General features: G+C 71.1%; 17 protein-coding genes. 11 read left to right on the top strand and 6 right to left on the bottom strand.

What is annotated here, in order from left to right; genetic code table 11:
• Window position 1 precedes the first annotated feature (1 nt).
• Genes WEF05_11430 through WEF05_11440 form a run of 3 tightly spaced genes read left to right on the top strand, consistent with a single transcriptional unit; the run spans window position 2 to window position 2,415 of the window.
• Window positions 2–319: a hypothetical protein gene (locus WEF05_11430; protein MEX1102491.1), complete on the top strand. Its 318-nt coding sequence runs from the start codon at window positions 2–4 to the stop codon at window positions 317–319.
• A 13-nt stretch (window positions 320–332) separates the two neighbouring features.
• Entirely contained in the window at window positions 333–1,457 is a 1,125-nt protein-coding gene (locus WEF05_11435; protein MEX1102492.1) for a glycosyltransferase family 1 protein, read from the top strand.
• A gap of 13 nt (window positions 1,458–1,470) precedes the next feature.
• Window positions 1,471–2,415: a glycosyltransferase gene (locus tag WEF05_11440; protein MEX1102493.1), complete on the top strand. Its 945-nt coding sequence runs from the start codon at window positions 1,471–1,473 to the stop codon at window positions 2,413–2,415.
• A 16-nt stretch (window positions 2,416–2,431) separates the two neighbouring features.
• Here the strand turns inward: WEF05_11440 and WEF05_11445 are convergent, their stop codons facing one another.
• Window positions 2,432–3,292 carry a 3-hydroxybutyryl-CoA dehydrogenase gene (locus tag WEF05_11445; protein MEX1102494.1) on the bottom strand — a complete coding sequence of 287 codons (861 nt, stop codon included), beginning with the start codon at window positions 3,290–3,292 and terminating at the stop codon, window positions 2,432–2,434.
• Between the two features lie 139 nt (window positions 3,293–3,431).
• On the opposite strand from WEF05_11445, the gene WEF05_11450 reads away from it, so the two are divergent.
• From WEF05_11450 to WEF05_11485, 8 genes are all read left to right on the top strand, one after another.
• Window positions 3,432–4,010: a hypothetical protein gene (locus WEF05_11450; GenBank protein ID MEX1102495.1), complete on the top strand. Its 579-nt coding sequence runs from the start codon at window positions 3,432–3,434 to the stop codon at window positions 4,008–4,010.
• Between the two features lie 67 nt (window positions 4,011–4,077).
• Window positions 4,078–4,755 (top strand): hypothetical protein, encoded by a 678-nt coding sequence (locus WEF05_11455; protein ID MEX1102496.1) that lies wholly within the window; start codon window positions 4,078–4,080, stop codon window positions 4,753–4,755.
• A gap of 11 nt (window positions 4,756–4,766) precedes the next feature.
• Window positions 4,767–5,369 (top strand): hypothetical protein, encoded by a 603-nt coding sequence (locus WEF05_11460; GenBank protein ID MEX1102497.1) that lies wholly within the window; start codon window positions 4,767–4,769, stop codon window positions 5,367–5,369.
• A complete protein-coding gene (locus tag WEF05_11465; GenBank protein ID MEX1102498.1) occupies window positions 5,366–7,369 on the top strand; it encodes a copper resistance protein CopC in 2,004 nt (667 codons plus the stop codon). The genes WEF05_11460 and WEF05_11465 overlap by 4 nt, the downstream gene beginning before the upstream one ends.
• Window positions 7,366–7,827 (top strand): hypothetical protein, encoded by a 462-nt coding sequence (locus WEF05_11470; GenBank protein MEX1102499.1) that lies wholly within the window; start codon window positions 7,366–7,368, stop codon window positions 7,825–7,827. The genes WEF05_11465 and WEF05_11470 overlap by 4 nt, the downstream gene beginning before the upstream one ends.
• Before the next feature lie 71 nt (window positions 7,828–7,898).
• Window positions 7,899–8,450, top strand: coding sequence for a CPBP family glutamic-type intramembrane protease (locus WEF05_11475; GenBank protein ID MEX1102500.1), 552 nt, complete (start codon window positions 7,899–7,901; stop codon window positions 8,448–8,450).
• 11 nt (window positions 8,451–8,461) lie between these two features.
• A complete protein-coding gene (locus WEF05_11480; GenBank protein MEX1102501.1) occupies window positions 8,462–9,733 on the top strand; it encodes an ABC transporter substrate-binding protein in 1,272 nt (423 codons plus the stop codon).
• Window positions 9,730–10,488, top strand: coding sequence for a hypothetical protein (locus tag WEF05_11485; protein ID MEX1102502.1), 759 nt, complete (start codon window positions 9,730–9,732; stop codon window positions 10,486–10,488). Before WEF05_11480 ends, WEF05_11485 begins: the two co-directional genes overlap by 4 nt.
• 6 nt (window positions 10,489–10,494) lie before the next feature.
• Here the strand turns inward: WEF05_11485 and WEF05_11490 are convergent, their stop codons facing one another.
• The 5 genes from WEF05_11490 to WEF05_11510 form a co-directional block, all read right to left on the bottom strand.
• The gene (locus WEF05_11490; GenBank protein MEX1102503.1) at window positions 10,495–11,631 is read right to left on the bottom strand and encodes a peptidoglycan DD-metalloendopeptidase family protein; all 1,137 of its coding nucleotides are present in this window, start codon (window positions 11,629–11,631) and stop codon (window positions 10,495–10,497) included.
• A gap of 116 nt (window positions 11,632–11,747) precedes the next feature.
• Window positions 11,748–14,915, bottom strand: coding sequence for an adenylate/guanylate cyclase domain-containing protein (locus WEF05_11495; GenBank protein MEX1102504.1), 3,168 nt, complete (start codon window positions 14,913–14,915; stop codon window positions 11,748–11,750).
• Window positions 14,916–15,017: 102 nt separating this feature from the next.
• The gene (locus WEF05_11500; protein ID MEX1102505.1) at window positions 15,018–15,374 is read right to left on the bottom strand and encodes a VOC family protein; all 357 of its coding nucleotides are present in this window, start codon (window positions 15,372–15,374) and stop codon (window positions 15,018–15,020) included.
• A gap of 5 nt (window positions 15,375–15,379) precedes the next feature.
• The gene (locus tag WEF05_11505) at window positions 15,380–16,021 is read right to left on the bottom strand and encodes a PH domain-containing protein (GenBank protein MEX1102506.1); all 642 of its coding nucleotides are present in this window, start codon (window positions 16,019–16,021) and stop codon (window positions 15,380–15,382) included.
• Window positions 16,022–16,074: 53 nt separating this feature from the next.
• Window positions 16,075–16,866 (bottom strand): biotin--[acetyl-CoA-carboxylase] ligase, encoded by a 792-nt coding sequence (locus WEF05_11510; GenBank protein MEX1102507.1) that lies wholly within the window; start codon window positions 16,864–16,866, stop codon window positions 16,075–16,077.
• Window positions 16,867–16,889: the final 23 nt, after the last annotated feature.

Genomic DNA, 16,889 nt, shown 5'->3' on the forward strand with positions numbered 1-16,889 from the left:
GATGAGTCCAGAGGCGAACGGTCACGAAGAACATCGGGCCAACGGCGCGCCCGAGGCCGAGCGGCCCGCACCCCGGTACGAGCTCCCCGAGGCCCTCACCCCCGACGAGGAGCGCGTGACGCTCGCGGCGCTCGAGCGCTACCTGCACGGAGAGGCGCGCCGCCCTCCCGCCTGGTGCCTCGCGGGGAGGATCGAGTCCACGGGTCAAGGGGCGCTGCAGACCCGGCGCCTGATGGACGCGCCGTGGGGCGCACCCACGCGCCTGGCGTTCGCACGCAGGGGCAGCGTGTCCCTGTGGGGCCGCGCCGACGTCCGGTAGGCCGGCGCCGTCGATGACCTCGGTCGCGTTCCATGTCGATCAGCTCTTCTTCAAAGCACCCGGCGGGATCGGGACCTACGTCCGCGAACTCGCCCCGGCGTTGCTGCGCCAGGACCCGTCGCTCGATCTGAAGCTGTTCCATTCCCGGTTCGTCGTCGCCGGCCCGCCGGAGCGGTGGCTGCGCGATCACTGGGTCGAGGAGCTCGGAGACCAGATCACCACCCTGTACCCGCGGTGGGACCTGTTCGGCCGCCCGGCCCTGCCCGAGAGCCTGCGATCCGCCGACGTGCTGCACGCGACGAACCCCTCGGCGATCCCCCCGGCCGCGGGCCGCCAGCGGCTCGTGGTGACGGTGCACGACCTCGCGTTCGAGCATTTCCCCGAGTTGTTCCCTCGCCGGTGGCGTCTGCTGTACCGGCTCGGGCTGCGGGCGGCGGTCCGCCGGGCCGACGCGATCCTGACGCCCTCCAGGAGCACCGCCGAGGACCTCGTGTCCCGGACGAAGGTCCGGCCCGAGCGCGTCCACGTGGTGCCGCTCGCGGCGACGCTCGGCGACCACGCAGCCGATCCGATCCCGGTCCGCGAGCGACTCAAGGTGCCCGAGCCGTACGCGCTGTTCGTCGGAACCCTCGAACCACGCAAGAACCTCGTCTCGCTCGTGCGCGCGTACCGTCGGGTCGCCGGCGCGGGCCTCCCGCACGCGCTCGTACTCGCCGGCCCGATGGGCTGGCAGCCGGCCGCCCTGCTGCGGGAACTGGCCCTTCCCGGCCCGGGCGAGGTCGTCCTGACCGGACCGGTCTCCCCCGCGGATCTCGACGTGCTCTATCGGGGCGCGTCGGTGTTCGCCTACCCATCCATCTACGAGGGGTTCGGCCTCCCGGTGCTCGAGGCGCTCGGCCGGGGCGCCCCGACGATCGCCTCGAACGCGTCGAGCGTTCCCGAGGTCGTGGGCGATGCCGGGATCCTCGTCGACCCGCGATCGGTCGCGGAGCTGGCCGACGCGCTGGAACGGGTGTTGACCGACGAGCAGCTCGCCTCCGAGCTCTCGCGGAAAGGGATCGAGCGCGCGGCGAGGTTCACGTGGGACGAGACGGCCCGGCGTACCCTGCAGGTCTACGACAAGGCGATCGACGTATGAGGAGGGTTCGCGCGTGAGCGGGCAACGCGGACCGATCAAGGTCTCGCTCATCACCACCGTGAAGGACTCGGCCGAGCACGTCGAGGAGTTCCTCGCGTCGGTGCGGGTCCAGAGCCGCCCGCCCGACGAAGTGGTCGTCGTGGACGGCGGCTCGACCGACGGCACCCGCGAGCTGCTGCGGCGCGCCGACGACATCGTGCTGATCGAGGAGTCGAAGGCGAACATCTCCCGCGGCCGCAACATCGCGATCGCCGCGGCGACCCACGAGGTCCTCGCGGTCTCGGATGCCGATTGCGTCCTCGAGCCCGACTGGCTCGAGCGACTCCTCGCGCCGATCGAGGCGGGGGCCGACGTCGCGATGGGCGCCTATCGACCGATCACCGATTCCTTCTTCTCCGAGTGCATGGCATCGGTGAACCTTCCCGCGCCCGAGGAGATCGACGCCGACATGTTCATGCCCTCGGCGCGATCGGTCGCCTACACGCGGGCCGCGATCGATGCTGCGGGTGGCTACCCGGAGTGGCTCGACATCGGCGAGGACATGTACGTGAACCACCGTTGGCGCGATCTCGGACTCGACCTGCGGGCGGCGCAGGACGCGATCGTCCACTGGCGTCTGCGGCCCGGGCCCGCCGCGACCTGGCGCCAATACTTCCGCTACGCGCGCGGGGATGCGATCGCGGGGATGTACACCGACCGCCACGCGCTCCGGTTCGGGGTGTACGCGGGACTGATCGCGGCGCTCGCGTCGCGCCGGCGCTGGCCGAAGGTCCTCGCGATCGCGGCCGGGGCGGCGTACGCGGCGACACCGGTGCGCCGGGCGCTCGCGCGTTTCACCGATCCGAGGAACCGGACGGCCGCCGCCGTCGCGGTTCCCGTCCTCATGGCGTTCGTGGACCTGGCCAAGATGGCCGGCTTCCTCGCCGGGCAGATCGCCAAGCGTCGCGGACGTCGTTGAGCGCCGTCCCGGCGACTCATGGGATGTCGTAGAAGCCGCCGCCGCTCTTCCGGCCGAGCCGGCCTTCTTCGACCATCCGTCGCAGCACGGGAGCGGGTGCGTACCGCTCGTCGTCCAGCGACCGCTCGAGCACCTCGCAGATCGCGACGACGACATCGATCCCGATCAGGTCGGCCAGGCGCAAGGGTCCCATCGGATGGCCGAGGCCGAGCTCGATCGCGGTGTCGATGTCCTCCCGAGTCGCGCGACCCTCCTCGAACACACGCGCGGCATCGTTCAGGTACGGGATCAGCAGCCGGTTCACGATGAACCCGGCTCGATCGACGCTCCGGACGCACGTCTTGCCGAGGCGTTCCCCGACGCCGCGCGCGAGTCCGAAGGTCTCCTCCGAGGTGGTGTCGGCCGCGATCAACTCCAGGAGGCGCATCACCTGGGGCGGGTTGAAGAAGTGCATGCCGATCACCCTGTCGGGGCGGCCGGTCGCACCCGCGAGCTCTCCGATCGGGATCGACGAGGTGTTCGAGGCGAGGACGACCTCCTGGTCCAGGACCGCATCGAGCCGGCGGAAGATCCCGAGCTTCGCGTCCCGATCCTCGGTCGCGGCCTCGATCACGAGATCGACCCCCGCGAGCTCGGCCACGTCGGTCACTCCCGACACCCGCTCCGCGATCGCCTCGCGCTCGTCGTCGGAGAGCTTGCCGCGTTCGACCGCCTTCCCCAGGGACGCGTCGATCCGTGCGCGCGCCGCGTCGACGAGTTCGTCGGTCGCCTCGAGGTAGACCACCTCGATCCCCGCGCGGGCCGCGACCTCGACGATGCCGGCGCCCATCGTGCCGGCTCCGACGACGCCGACCCTGTTCACATCGCTCGCTTCCACCGCGTGCCTGCCCCCTGCCGGCGGCGCGGTCTCCCGTGAGACCTGCGCCGTGTCCGGATTCGTCGGCGCGCAAGCGTACAATCGATGCTGGATGCGAGCTCGAATCACCCGACCGCGGACCCGGCGCTCTCGGACCCCCGTGCGTGGCCTTCCGACGTTCGCCGTGGCCACGGCCGGTGTGCTGGTGGGCCACCACCTGACCTACCTCCTCGCCCATCCCGGCGCGGACGATCGTCACGCGGCGCTCGCCCGGACCGGACACGACTACCTGCCGTCCGCGGGCAAGGTGGTGCTCGCGTTGCTCCTGGCCGGCGCGCTGACGCTGGTGCTGCGCGTGTGCGCGCGGGGTCCGTTCCGCGACCGCGGACCGGACACGATCGCGTCGCTGGTCGCGGCCCTGTGGGTCACCCAGGCCATCGTCTTCGTCTCGATCGAGGTGCTCGAGCGGCTCGTCGTCGGCGCTCCGCTCGGGGAGCTGGCCGGCGGCAGCATCCTGTCGGTCGGCTTGCTTGCGCTCGTCGCTCCCGCCCTGCTCGGTGCTCTCGCCCTCCGCTGGTTCCATCGAGCCGTGGGGGTCGTGCTCACCGCGATCGCGCGGCACCGTGCGCGCCCCGTCGTTCGATCTCCCCTGCGGCCCGGGTTCGTGGTGGCGCCCGCGCCCCCGCTGCTCTCCGGGGCCGCCGGTGTCCGTGGTCCTCCTCCTTCGTTCGGCCCCTGATCCATCTCCGACGCCGGTGCCCCGTTGCACGATGGCCACCGGCTCGAGCCGAAGGAGTCGATGCTGCATGCGAGGATCTCTGTACCGCCTGGGGGTCCTGACCGGGACCGCCGTGCTGTTCCTGACGGTGCTCGGGGCACTGACCGGCCCTGCGTCCGCGCACGGATCCGCGAGCTCGGGCGAGCACGAGTTCACGATCGGGTTCGGAACCGAACCCGCCTATCAGGGGTTCCCGAACAGCGCTCAGGTCATCATCACCCACCACGACGGGGAGCCCGTCACGAAGCTCGAGGGCGAGCTTCAGGTCGAGGTGACCTACGGCGACGAGTCGACGACCATACCGCTCGAGCCGAACTTCCTCCCCGGCGTGTACGGCGAGGAAGGCGACTACCGAGCATGGTTCGTTCCGAGTCGCGCGGGGCAGTACACGTTCCGCATCTTCGGGGAGCTAGCAGGCAAGAGGGTCAACGAGGAACTCACCTCCGGTCCCAAGACGTTCAGCGACGTCCTGGACACCGGGGCGGAGAGCTTCCCGGTACAGGATCCGACGACCGGAGAGCTCGCCGAGCGCCTCGATCGCGAGGTGCCACGGCTCAACCAGGAGATCGTCGCCTCGTCGACATCGACCTCGGACGAGGTGTCGTCCGCGCGCACGCTCGCGATCGTGGGCATCGTCGTCGGGGTGCTGGGCCTGATCGTCGGCGGCATCGCGCTGGCGGCGTCCAGGAAGTCTGGGACCGCGTAGGAGCCGCGCCGATGGACATCACGACCTCGGTCCGCTCCTCCTCGTGGGTGCGTCTGGCCCATGCGGGGGGCGCGGACGAGATCGCCGCGACGGCGTTCGTCCTCGTCGCCCTCTGGGCGGGATGGGTCGCGTGGAGCCGATTGTTCGGCAGCGGGTTCCGCCGGCTGCCGCGTCCGGGCGCGTGGATCGTGCTGGGCGCCGCGGTCGTGCTCCTCGCATCGGCCGTGTTCGTCCCCACCGCGATCTGGGGCCCGACCCCGCTGAGCGGCCCCCGGCCGGCATCCCCGGCACGGCTCGCGATCGCGTCACCGGTCGCAGGCGCTATCGTCACCGGTCCCGAGGTCGACGTCCGGATCGACCTGCGCGACGGGTCGGTCGTCGACGCGACGACGACCGAGGTCCGTCCCGACGAAGGGCACATCCATCTCATGCTGGACGGAGCGCTGATCGACATGACCTACGACGGCGCGCCGGTGCAACTCGACGACCTCGCGCCCGGTGAACACCGTCTCGAGGCCGAGTTCGTCGCCGCCGACCACGCGCCGTTCTCTCCTCGCGTGCGGTCGAGCACCGAGTTCGTGGTCGATGATGCCGCGAGTCGGGGACAGGCATGAGCCGCTCGAGGATCCGCGGCCCCGGGTGGCCGGTTCGTTCGGCGCTCGTCGCGGCACTTGCCGTCGTCCTCACGGGTCTGTGGGCGGCACCGGCGTCCGCACACGCGGCCCTCGAGTCCTCGACGCCGCGGGACGGCGCGATCCTCGAGACCTCGCCCTCCGAGATCCTCCTGCGGTTCAGCGAGCCACCGGATCTCGGGATCTCCGAGTTCGACCTGCTCGACGCCTCCGGAGGATCGATCGAGCTCGGCGGCCCACGAGCACCCGGGAACGGCCTCGTCGTGACGCTCCCCGTTCCGGATCTCGGCGATGGCTCCTACACCCTCGGATACCGCGTGACCTCGACGGTGGACGGCCACACCACGGGGGATGCGCTGACGTTCGGCATCGGGCAGCCGCCGGGGGTTCCGGCATCCACGGCGCCTTCGTTCCGAACACCGTCGCCGAGCCCACTGTCGGTGGCCGGGCGCTGGCTGCTGTACGTGGGGCTCGCGATGCTCGTATCGGCGACCTCGTCCTGGTTCCTGGTGTTCCGCCGTCGGCCACCCGGCCTGGTCCCGGTGCTCGTCGTCTCGTGGATCGTCGCCGCCGCCGGGGCGGTCGCGGTGACGGCTGCCGCCGCCTCGGCGGCCGATACGACGCTCGCCGCGTTCATCGGATCCTCCACGGGCGGAGCGTTCGTTCGTCAAGGGCTGGCCGTTCTGGTGTGCGGCGGTGCCGTCGTCGCCGCGATCCGGCATCCGTCGGCCCGAACCGTCGCGGTCGTCGGCGGGGCGGCGGCTGTGGCGTTGCTGTTCCACACGCTGGGCGGGCACGCGGGCGCAGCGCGTGACGCGCGCTGGCTCGCGGTCGGTGTCCAATGGGTGCACGTGGTCGCCGCCGGCGTCTGGGCCGGCGGACTCGGGTGGCTCGTACTCGGGGCTCGGCGACTCGACTCCGTCACACGGCCGGACGCGATCCGCGGGTTCTCCCGGCTCGCGGGTATCGCGCTCGTTCTCGTGTTCGTCACCGGATCGCTCCGGTCGATCGATCTGCTCGGTGGATTCGGCGAGATCGCCGACATCCTCGCCACCGCCTGGGGAACGACGCTCGCGATCAAGCTCGCCGTCGTGGCCACGCTCGTGGCATTGGGCGCCTGGAACCGGTTCCGCGAACTCCCGGGCCTGGGCACCCGAGGCGAACGCGGGGAAGGCAGGATCGTTCGCAACGTCGGTTTCGAAGTGCTCCTCGCGGCAGGGGTGTTCGGCGTGACCGGAGTGCTCGCGGGACTTCCACCGGCCGACGAAGCGCGCGCGGTCCTGCCCGCACCCCCACCTCAGGTCGTCGTCGAAGGACGCGACTTCGCGACCTCGGTGCGGGTACGACTGACGGTTACGCCGGCCCGCCCGGGACCGAACCTGTTCCGTGCCGACGTCGTCGACTTCGACACGGGTGCACCGATCGAAGCGGAACGCGTGACGCTACGGCTCGCACTCGCGGGCTCCGCCGGTCTGGAGCCGATCGAGGTCGCGCTCACCCGGGACGGGTCCACATGGGCTGCGTCATCGACGGGCCTGTCGATCGCCGGACTATGGGAGGGTCCGATGCTAATCGAGCGCTCCCGAGATTCGGTAGAGGTCCCGCTCGAGATCCCGATCGAAAGCGCGCCGCAGCGGGTCACGGTGACGCCCGGGACCGGCGAGCTGCCGGACCTGACGACGATCGAGCTCGGCGACGGGCGATCGGTGCAGGCGTACCTGGATCCGGACGTTCCGGGTCCAGGACAGGTCCACGTGACCGCCTTCGATGCGGACGGGCAGGAGCTGCCGCTGACCCGGGCGAGCCTGACCGCGACCCCGCCCGCGGGCGACGAGGTCGATCTGGACGCGATCCGCCTGTCCCCCGGGCACTTCGTCGCGGCGGTCACACTCACGGCCGGGACGTGGGGCTTCGAGCTCGATGCCGAACCGCGAACGGGCGCATCACTATCTGTTGCCTACGAACAGGAGGTCTCCGGATGAGGAGCCGACACGGCAGCAACCCCGCTCGAGCCTTCCTTCCCGTCACGCTCGCGCTGGGGTTGGCTTGCATCCTCGCGTTCACCGGATGCAGCTCCGGCGACGAGCCGGAGCCCACGTCTCCGAGCGGACCGTCCGTGATCCCTCGACCCACGAGCACGGCTGAGTTGGCGGTCGAGTCCCCATCGGATGGGGACGTTGTCGACGTCGGCGACGTGCCCCTTCGGATCGCGCTCGAGGGCGCCGAGCTCGTCGACACCGCGTCGACCGACGTGCGCCCCGACCAGGGGCACGTTCACATCCTGCTCGACGACGAGCTGCTCGACATGACGTCGGGACTGCGCGGTAGGCTCCCCGACGTGGGACCGGGCCAGCACGTGTTACGCGTCGAGTTCGTCGCCTCCGATCACGCGCCGTTCGATCCTCGTGTCGTCTCCGACGTCGTCTTCGAGGCGACGTGACCGAGATCCGGCACGCTCCGTCCCTCCGCCCTCCGGCCACCGGTCCATGGGTTGCGAGCGGGCCCCCGCTCGTGACCTTCGCCGCTGTCGCCGTGGTCCTGTTGGGCGGCATGGGCCTGTTGCTGTCGCGGCGTCTCCTATTGGATCCGGCCGTACCCAGAACGGCGCTGACGGCGATCCTGTTCTCGGCACTGCTCGCCGGCTCTCTCCTGGTGCCGTCGCCCGAGCGGATCCGGGCGCGCGGGGCGATGGTCGCTGCGGGTGCCGGCGTCGCGACCCTCGTGCTCGGCGCGTTGTTGCTCCCGCCGATCGTCCCGCTGCCGCCGATCGTAGCGGCCGTCCCGTTCGCACTCCTGGCGGCGATCGCGGAGGAAGCGTTCTTCCGCCGCGCGATGTTCGGCACGATCGAGCGGGCGATCGGTTGGCCCTGGGCAACGGTCGCAGCCCTCCTCACGACGGCGGTCCTGTTCGCGGCGATCCACGTTCCGCTCTACGGCACCGCCGCCCTGCCGCTCGACCTCGGGGCGGGGCTCCTGCTGTCGTGGCAACGATCGGTGTCGGGTTCGTGGTTGCTGCCCGCGGCGACGCACGTGGCCTTCAACCTCGTGGCGGTGCTCGTGTGATCCGTCCGCGGGTGCGCCGCCCGCACGCAGCCGCCGTGCTCCGCGTCTGCGGAGCGCTCGCCCTGATCGCATCGATCGCCGCCTCCTCCTGCTCGGGCGAGGCGACCTCGATCCGCATCGGTGCGATCTATCCACTGAACGGATCGCAGGGGCCGGGAGGCATCGACGAGTTCCGGGGCGTGCAACTCGCGGCCGACCTCGTGAACGCGGACGGCGGCGTAGGCGGTCGTGACGTGCAACTCGAACCGATCGACGTCCCGAGCTCCGACGGCGCGGCGGCCGCTGTCGCGCAGCTGGACGCGGCGGGGATCGAGCTGCTCGTCGGCAGCTACGGCAGCACGATCTCGCTCCCGGCAGCGGACGAGGCGGCCCGGCGCGGGATGGTGTTCTGGGAGACGGGAGCGGTGGGCGAGATGACCGGTCGGGGCGCCGGGGAACTCGTGTTCCGCGTCCCGGCGGATGGCGGAGTCCTCGGCCGCCAGGCGATCCGTTTCGTCGCGGACGAGCTCGCCCCCGGCGTGGATCGCGATCCGAACGAGCTCCGCTTCGCCGTCGTGAACGTGGACGACGTCTACGGCCGCGCGGTGGCCGCCGGCGCCCTCGACGAGCTCGACGCACGCGGACTGCACCTGGTGGGGACCTTCGACTACGACGAGACCCGGCTCGACGCGGCACGCCTGATCGCCGACGTGGCGCGTGCGCGCCCCGACGTCGTCTTCGTCTCCGCGTACCTGACCGACGGCGTGGCGATCCAGCGGCAGATCGCCCGGCAGCGCCTCCCCCTGGTCGCCGCGATCGGGACCTCGTCCAGCTACTGCATGCCGGAGTTCGGAGCCGCGCTCGGCCGGGACGCGATCGGCACGTTCGCCTCGGACAAGCCCGATGCCCAGGCGATCGATCCGACGGGGTTGACAGCCGAGGGCCGAACCCTGCTCGCGCGTGCCGCGGCCGCGTACGAGCAGCGCTTCGACGAGCCGATGAGCGCTCCGGCGTTGACGGGGTTCTCCGGCGCGTGGGCGTTGCTGCACGAGGTCCTCCCGGCGGCCGGATCTCCGACCCCCGCGGCGGTCGGCGAGGCCGCGCGGACGGCCGACCTTCCGGCGGGGTCCCTTCCCAACGGCAGCGGGCTCGCGTTCGGGAGGGCCGGCACCCCCGACGCCGGGACCAACCTCCGGGCGGCGAGCGTGATCTGGCAGTGGCTCGACCCCGACGAACACGTCGTCGTGTGGCCGGCGCCGTACGCGACCGACGTCGTGGATCCCTCGCTCCTGTCGACCCGATGACCTCCCGCGCCCGCCTGACGCTGTCCGCGATCGTCGTCGTGGCGATCGCCCTCGGGGGGGCGGCGTTGTCCGGCTCGATCTCCCCCGTGGCCCGCAGGCCGCTGCTCGACGGCATCGGCCCCGTGATCCCCTACCGCTGGGTGCAACCCCCTCCCCTGTTGCGGAACACGAACCGGCTCCCCACGCCGGAGCGGTTCCGACTCCCCTTGGGACCGGAGGGTTCCGTTGCGGACGTGCTCGCCACGAAGGATCTGCAGACGACCCTCGTCGCGTCCAAGGCCCTGATCCCTCCGCGCGCGGGAGCCGGCGACGCGGAGGTCACGATCGAGCCGCTGGACCCGGCCCGTTTCGGGCCCGTCCCCGACGGGTTCGTGGCCGCCGGGAACGTCGTTCGGATCCAGGCGCGGTTCCTCCCGGGACCGCCCCTCAGTCGGTTCGGCGACGGCACGGCGAGCGTGATCTTGGTGTACCCCCAACTCCCCACGATCCACGGCGAGGGGCACGTGGTGTTGTTCTCACCGGACGGCACAGCATGGGAGCGGCTCGAAACGCGCGATGCCCCGGAGCTCTCGCAAGCGGAGAGCGCGCTCGCGCGTCCCGGCTATCTGCTCGTCGGTGGCCGTCCCAAGCCGGCCCCCTCCCCGGCCGGCTCCGGGAGCGGTTCCTCGACGCTGTTGATCGTGATCGGGGTCGGGGCCCTCAGCGCGCTGCTGGTGGGCGCGGGCATACTGCTGCGGCTGCGCGCCGAACGGTGACCGGCCTCAGCAGACCGCGGTCAGCAACGGGTACGGGTTGATCGAGTCTCCGACGACCGAGTACCCGTAGGTGCTCTCCGGCCACGGCGACGGGATCGTCTTCGGACGGTACTCGAAGTGGTTGTGGGAGGGCGTGCCGGCCGCGTTCCCACTCGCTCCGACATACCCGATGATGTCGCCCGTCTGGACGGGTCCGAGCTTGCCCAGAGCGGACAGGTGCGCGTTGTAGGTCTCTCCCGTTTCGCCGAGCACCTTGACCGACAGTCCTCCGATCGTGTTCGTCGCATCGACCGCCATCCCCGGGAATGTGGCGCGGATCGGTGTTCCGACAGGCGCGAACATGTCGTTGCCGGCGTGTGGATGGTAACCACCCGTGTAGCGGGGAGCGCCGAACGAGTCGCCGAACGCCACGGGCGCGTCCACGGGACAGACCTTCAGCACGCCGTTCCCGATCTTCCCCGAATACCCCTGCTGGGCGAGCAGCTTCTCTCGGTACTGCTTCCCGAGCTTGCGGACCGCCTCCTCCTGGCGGGCCTTGTCGGCTTCGATCGCGTCGAGGATGTCCTGCTGCGCATCGAACTGCGCCTCGAGCAGCGTCTGCTGTTCGAACAGGGCGTCGATCGCGCGCCGTTGCTGGTTCTCGAGCTTCGTGAGCTCCCTGGCGCGCAGTTCCAGCTGCTCGTGCAGGAGCGCGACCTCGGCCGCGATGTCCGAGTCGGCGGCCGTCACCTGGTCCACGAACGCCGCGCGGTCCGACAGGTCGGTGATCGAGGACGCGCCGAGGATGAAATCGAGGTTCGAGCCCGAACCCGACATGAACGCCTCGCGGGCCCGGTCCTCGAGCAGACCGACCCGCGTTTCGTACGCGGTGCGAACCTCATCGAGCTGCTCCCGGAGGCCCGCGAGTTGCGCTTGGACGTTGGCGAGCTCGCCGTTCGCCTCGTCGACCGTGAAGGCGAGGTCTGCGGCATCCGCCTGGATCTCGTCGAGCTGCGCGCGCTTGTCGGCGATCGCGTCAGCGATCCGACCCAACTCGGCCTTCGCCTCGCTGACCTGCTTCTTCGTCACCGATGCGGCCGGCGACGCGGGCGCGAGCACGGCGACGGCGGCGACCAGCACGGCGGCAACGAGGACGCGCGGCATCGGGGCGCGGGATCCGCGCCCACGGCCGGAGCTCGCGTGGGGAGGTCGGGGAGGTCGCATATGGCTTGTGGGCCCGGGGTAGCCCAGCCTACCCGGGGTCCGACGCGGTGCACCCATCACTCAACAGCTTCGGCAAGCTGGTCCGGTTCCTCGAGTGCCTGGATCCAATGATTGCGGCGCAAGGCCTCTCGCGAGGCCCGGACCGCCTCGTCCCCACCGGCGTCCTCCACGCCGAGCAGGCGACCGATCCACACGATCTGGGTGTGGACGGGATTGGGCCAGCCCTGGGCACGCTCGAGCTCGAGGGCCTCGAGGGCCTTGGCTCGAGCGGTTTGGCGGTCGCCCTCGGCGAGGGCCAGGAGGCTCTCGGCCGCGAGCATCGAGGCGGCCGACCCGGGCTCGTCGGCAGCGAGACGCGCCGCCGGCTCCTCGAGCAGCCGGCGGGCATCGGAGACCTCGTCCTGGACGATCAACGCCCGAGCGAGCTCGGCGGCGGTCCAGGAGATCAGCGCCCGCTCGTTGAGCTCGCGACAGATCCGATAGGCCTCACGCAGATCCGGAACGGCCTCCTCAGGGTGCCCGAGCAGCCGCCGGATCACCCCTCGGTCGCCGAGCGCGCTGGCGAGCTCCCACCGGGCACCAAGTTCACGGAAGGCCCGGATCGCCTCCTCGGCGTGCTCGAGAGCGTCGTCCAGCCGCCACTGGCGGCGCAGGGAGTTCGCGACGTTCTCGTGCGCGACCGCGGCCGTGAAGGCATCGTTGCTCGTGCGACCGATCTCGAGCGCCTCCTGTGCGAGCGCCAGCGATCCGACCTCGTCGCCGACGGGCGAGGTGATCGACGACAACCCGACCAGCGCCCGCGCCTCGGCCCAGGCGTCCGACCGAGGGTTCACCCGCGCGACCTCGAGGGCCTCCTCGAACATCGCGCGGGCGCGGTCGAGATCGTTCCCCCAATAGGGCACCCACCCCGCCATCAACAGGGTGCGCGCGAGGACCGCCGGATTGCCCAGCTCGCGCGACGCCGTGAGCGAGGCGTCGAAGAGCTCGGCCGCCCGCTCGCGCTCGCCGCGGATCGTGAGCGAGATGTCCGCGAGGTACCGCGACGCGTGCGCTCGGATCAGCACGCTGCGCGGGTCGAGCTCGAGTGCGTGCGCGAGCGAATCCTCGGCCGATGGGAACTCTCCGAGCCAGTACTGCGCCTCGCCGCGCAGCGAGAGTATCCACGCTTCCCGTTCGCCCCAGCCGGACTCCGGTCCCGACAGCGAGAGGGCGCGGTCGTACAGATCGACCGCAGCCTGCGATTCGAGCTGGCGGCGGGCGAGATCCCCCGCGTGGGCGAGCGCCTTCACGGCGCGTTCGGCCAGCGTGCGGTCGCCGGGATCGAGATCGAGCGCGTTGCGTGCCGCCTGCTCGAGGTGATAGGCGATCGTGCGCGGGTACCGATCCGCTCGCTCGGGCTCGGACAGCTTGTTCGCCAGCCGCAGGTGCAACCGTTGCCGCTCGCGCTTCGACACGCCCTCGTACGCGACATCGCGGAGCAGGTCATGCCGGAACCGCCAGACGGCCGGTCGATCCGGGTCGCTGACGAGGATCTCCTCGTCCTCGAGCACGTGGAGCACCTCGGCGGTGGGCGAAGCGATCAAGCCGAGCTCGTCGAGGTCGAACGACGAACGCGCGAAGATCGACGCCTTCCGCATCACATCGCGCGCCTCCGGCGGCAGATGGTCGATCCGCGCGGCGACGACGGCCTGGACGGTCGCCGGCAGCAGCCGCGCGGGGAGGCCGCCGGTCGGCGGCAGGTCCTCGCCCTCGTAGCGAAGCATCGCGCTCGTCTCGAGGATGAAGAAGGGGTTGCCGCCCGCATGGCGCGCGACCCGCTCGGCCTCGTCGTCGGTGAAGCTCTCGCCCGCCTCGAGCGCCAATTGGGTCGCGTGGCCGACCGAGAGCGGCTCGACCCACAAGGTCACGGCGTCGGCCAACCCGCCCGCGTAGTTCGGGCGCTGGTCGAGCAACTCCCAACGCGCGACCCCGAGGACGAGCAGGGGGATCCTGCGCGCCTCCTTCACGAGCAGCTCGACCGTTTCGAGCAGGGTCTCGCGCCCGAGGTGCAGGTCTTCGAACACGAGCACGATCGGCCCCCGGCGCGCCAGCCCGGAGAGGAAGGCGAGGAACCCCGCGCGGATCTCTCCGCTGCGGTAGCGCCGCTCCTCCCCCGACTCCTCCCCGATCCCCAGGGCGAGCCCGAGCCGGTCGACGACCTGGCCGTGCGACTGTTCCCCGGCCGCTTCACCGTTGCCGTCACCGTCCGGAACCAGACCGTTGACGACCTCGGTGAGCCGCGCGCGGATCCCCTCGTCGGACTCGCTCGGCTCAATCGCGAGCTCGTCGAACACCATCTGCGAGATCGGAGCGAACGTCGCGTCCTCCTCGAACGCGCTCGACCGGCCGCGGAGCACGGTCGTCGACGACGGGAGCTTGCCGAGGAACTCGTCGACCACACGGCTCTTGCCGATCCCGGGTTCGCCGAGCAAGGTCACCAGGTGCGATCGCGAATGCTCGACGACGCGCTCGTAGGTGTCGCTCAACAGGGCGAGCTCGCGCTGGCGGTTCACCATCGCGATCCGCCGGCGTGCCGCGCCGCGCGCGAGCCGGAGCGCGGGCCAAGCCACGACCGACTCTCCGAACCCCTTCGCTTCGATCTTGCGCTCGATGCCGAACTCGACAGCGTCGCGCGTGAGCAGCCACGTCGTCTCGCCGACGAGCACCTCTCCCGGCTCCGCGTTCTGCTGCAGCCGCGCGGCGAGGTGCACCTCGGAGCCGATCACGACGTTGCGATCGATCGGATTCTCGCCGACCGCGGTCGTCCCCGTGTTGACTCCGACCCGCACCTGCAGCGGCTCGGACAGCGCGAGTTCCGAAGCCAATCGCTCGGTGCGTTCGACGATCCGCAGTCCGGCGTGCACACCGCGAAGCGCGTCGTCATCGCGCGACTGTGAGATCCCGAAGACCCCGACCACGGCATCCCCGGCGAAGTTGGAGGGATGTCCCCCGAGCGTCGAGATCTCGTCCCCGACGAGCTCGTAGAACGCGCCCAGAACCATCCGGAACCGCTCCGCATCCAGTTCGGCCGACAGCCGGGTCGATCCCACCAGGTCGACGAACAGGACCGTGACCACCTTGCGGTCCTGGGACTGGGACAGCCCGACCGGCTGCCCGCAGTTCGGGCAGAACCGGGCGTCCTCTGGCAGGACGTGGCCGCAACGCTCGCAGGTCCGGGGCTCCATCACGGTCAGCATACGGAGCGTCGCCCACGCTCCGACGAGGGCCCTGTCCCGCGGGGCAGCACGCGGACCCGCGGGTGCCTCGCGGGTTCCCGCGCAGAGCCCTCAGCGTGCGGGGAGATGCTCGATCAACTGCACCGGGTTCCCGTCGGGGTCACGCAGCGCGGCGAACCTCGCGCGTCCCTCGACCTCGCCGGTACGTTCGATCCGGACGCCGTGATCGGTAACGGCGAGCCTGGCGGCATCGAGGTCGGCGACGCGGAACACCGCGGTGCCCCCGGGCATCGCCGGGACCCCCTCCCGGCCGTGGAGGGCGAACCGGGCGGGACCGGTGTCGAACTCGGCCCAGACGTCTCCGTCACGCCGAAGCAGGGCCAGCCCGAGAACGTCCCGGTAGAACGCAACCGCGACATCCATGTTCGCGGTCCAGTAGTACACGTGGTCGAGTCCCTCGATGCGCACGCCGGTTACGGAGCGGGAGTGGTTCCGCCGAGGATCCGCGCCTTCTGCTCCTCGAACTCCTGGGGCGTGAGCACGCCTCGATCCCGCAGATCGGCGAGTCGATGCAGCTCGCTCGTCACCGTGGGCGCCTGCGGCACCTGGAGCCCGCCGCGCATCCGCTGCTGGTTCTTCTCACCCTCGTGATAGATCGTCTTCTGTACATGCTCGGGATTGCGCACGTTCTTGAACTCCTGTCGTCCGGCCTCGCTCGCGGAGTGGATCACGATCGTCCCGGCACCGATCATCCGTTCCCAGATCTTCTGCTGGAACCGCACGTCATTGATGTGCTCGAGCGGAACCTCCATCGACTTCTTGGCGATCAGACCGTGCCGGTGGATGATCCGGTCGCTCGTCACGCAGAAGTTGTCGGTGAGCCAATCGACGATCCGCCGGACCGAGAAGGCCGCGATCACGACGACGCCCGCGCCGATCAGGACCCACCGCAGAACGTCCCCCGCGGAACCGTCCGGCAGGTTCGGCAGCGCGATGATCCACGCGAGGACGACCAGGACGATCACGAGGACGGGGGCGACGAGCGCGATCCAGTGGGGTCGCGTATCGATCACGAGCTGCTCGTCGTCGATCAGCAGGCGCTTGGGGAACGTCACGGGCGGAAGCTACCCCGGCCACCCGTCACCTGCAAGCGCGCGCCTCGTGTGCATCACTCCACCCCGGGAACGACGAAGCCGGCGCCGGGTCGGAGGTGCTCGACCTCACCGAACGCGACGGTGACCGTGCGGCCCCCGGACTCGACGAGCAGCCCTCCCCGATCGTCGAGGTCGACCGCTTCGCCCTCGATCGTGTCGCCGTCGAGGATCGTCGCGCGGACGAGCCGACCGAGTGTCAAGCACCAGGGCCGGTACAGACCCACCACCGTCCGTGCGAAGTCCGGATCGGCGGGCCGGTACCGCGGGACGAAGGCCTCGAGGAACGCATCGAGAACCACTGCGGGGCCGGCGCGTATCGCTCCTGCGCCTTCCACGGGGGGCTCGTCGAGGTTCACCCCGAACCCCAGCACGAGGTGATCGACGCGTTCGCCGTCGACGGCACCCTCGACGAGGATCCCCGCGGCCTTGCGGCCTTCGACGAGGACGTCGTTCGGCCACTTGCATCCCGCCGCGGCTCCTGCCGACGCATCCGCCGCTTCGGCGAGCGCGACGGCCGCGAGCAGCGACACGACCCCCGCTTCCGCGGGCCGGATCGCAGGCCGCAGCACGATCGAGCACAGCAAGGATGCGCCCGGACGGTCTGCCCACACCCGGCCGAGCCGCCCCCGCCCACGGGTCTGATGCGCCGCCGCCACGACCGCCCACTCGGGGGCACCGTGACGCGCGAGCTCGGACGCCGTGGCGTTCGTCGACCCGGTAACCTCATCGAACCGGACGGGGGCCTCGAGCCCGGCGCGGTTCCAGATGCCGGCCAGCGTCTCGAGCGAGAGCGGCGTGCTGCCCACGTACCCTCCTTCCGGCGGGATCG

It is taken from the genome of Actinomycetota bacterium (genome assembly GCA_040881665.1).
Taxonomy (GTDB): Bacteria; Actinomycetota; UBA4738; order UBA4738; family HRBIN12; genus JBBDWR01.

What these genes read in the sequence shown, in the direction of transcription:
- WEF05_11430 (MEX1102491.1), top strand. Translation starts at nt 2, where the DNA reads ATGAGTCCAGAGGCGAACGGTCACGAAGAACATCGGGCCAACGGCGCG.
- WEF05_11435 (MEX1102492.1), top strand. Translation starts at nt 333, where the DNA reads ATGACCTCGGTCGCGTTCCATGTCGATCAGCTCTTCTTCAAAGCACCC.
- WEF05_11455 (MEX1102496.1), top strand. Translation starts at nt 4,078, where the DNA reads ATGCGAGGATCTCTGTACCGCCTGGGGGTCCTGACCGGGACCGCCGTG.
- WEF05_11460 (MEX1102497.1), top strand. Translation starts at nt 4,767, where the DNA reads ATGGACATCACGACCTCGGTCCGCTCCTCCTCGTGGGTGCGTCTGGCC.
- WEF05_11465 (MEX1102498.1), top strand. Translation starts at nt 5,366, where the DNA reads ATGAGCCGCTCGAGGATCCGCGGCCCCGGGTGGCCGGTTCGTTCGGCG.
- WEF05_11470 (MEX1102499.1), top strand. Translation starts at nt 7,366, where the DNA reads ATGAGGAGCCGACACGGCAGCAACCCCGCTCGAGCCTTCCTTCCCGTC.
- WEF05_11485 (MEX1102502.1), top strand. Translation starts at nt 9,730, where the DNA reads ATGACCTCCCGCGCCCGCCTGACGCTGTCCGCGATCGTCGTCGTGGCG.
- WEF05_11490 (MEX1102503.1), bottom strand. Translation starts at nt 11,631, where the DNA reads ATGCCGCGCGTCCTCGTTGCCGCCGTGCTGGTCGCCGCCGTCGCCGTG.
- WEF05_11495 (MEX1102504.1), bottom strand. Translation starts at nt 14,915, where the DNA reads ATGGAGCCCCGGACCTGCGAGCGTTGCGGCCACGTCCTGCCAGAGGAC.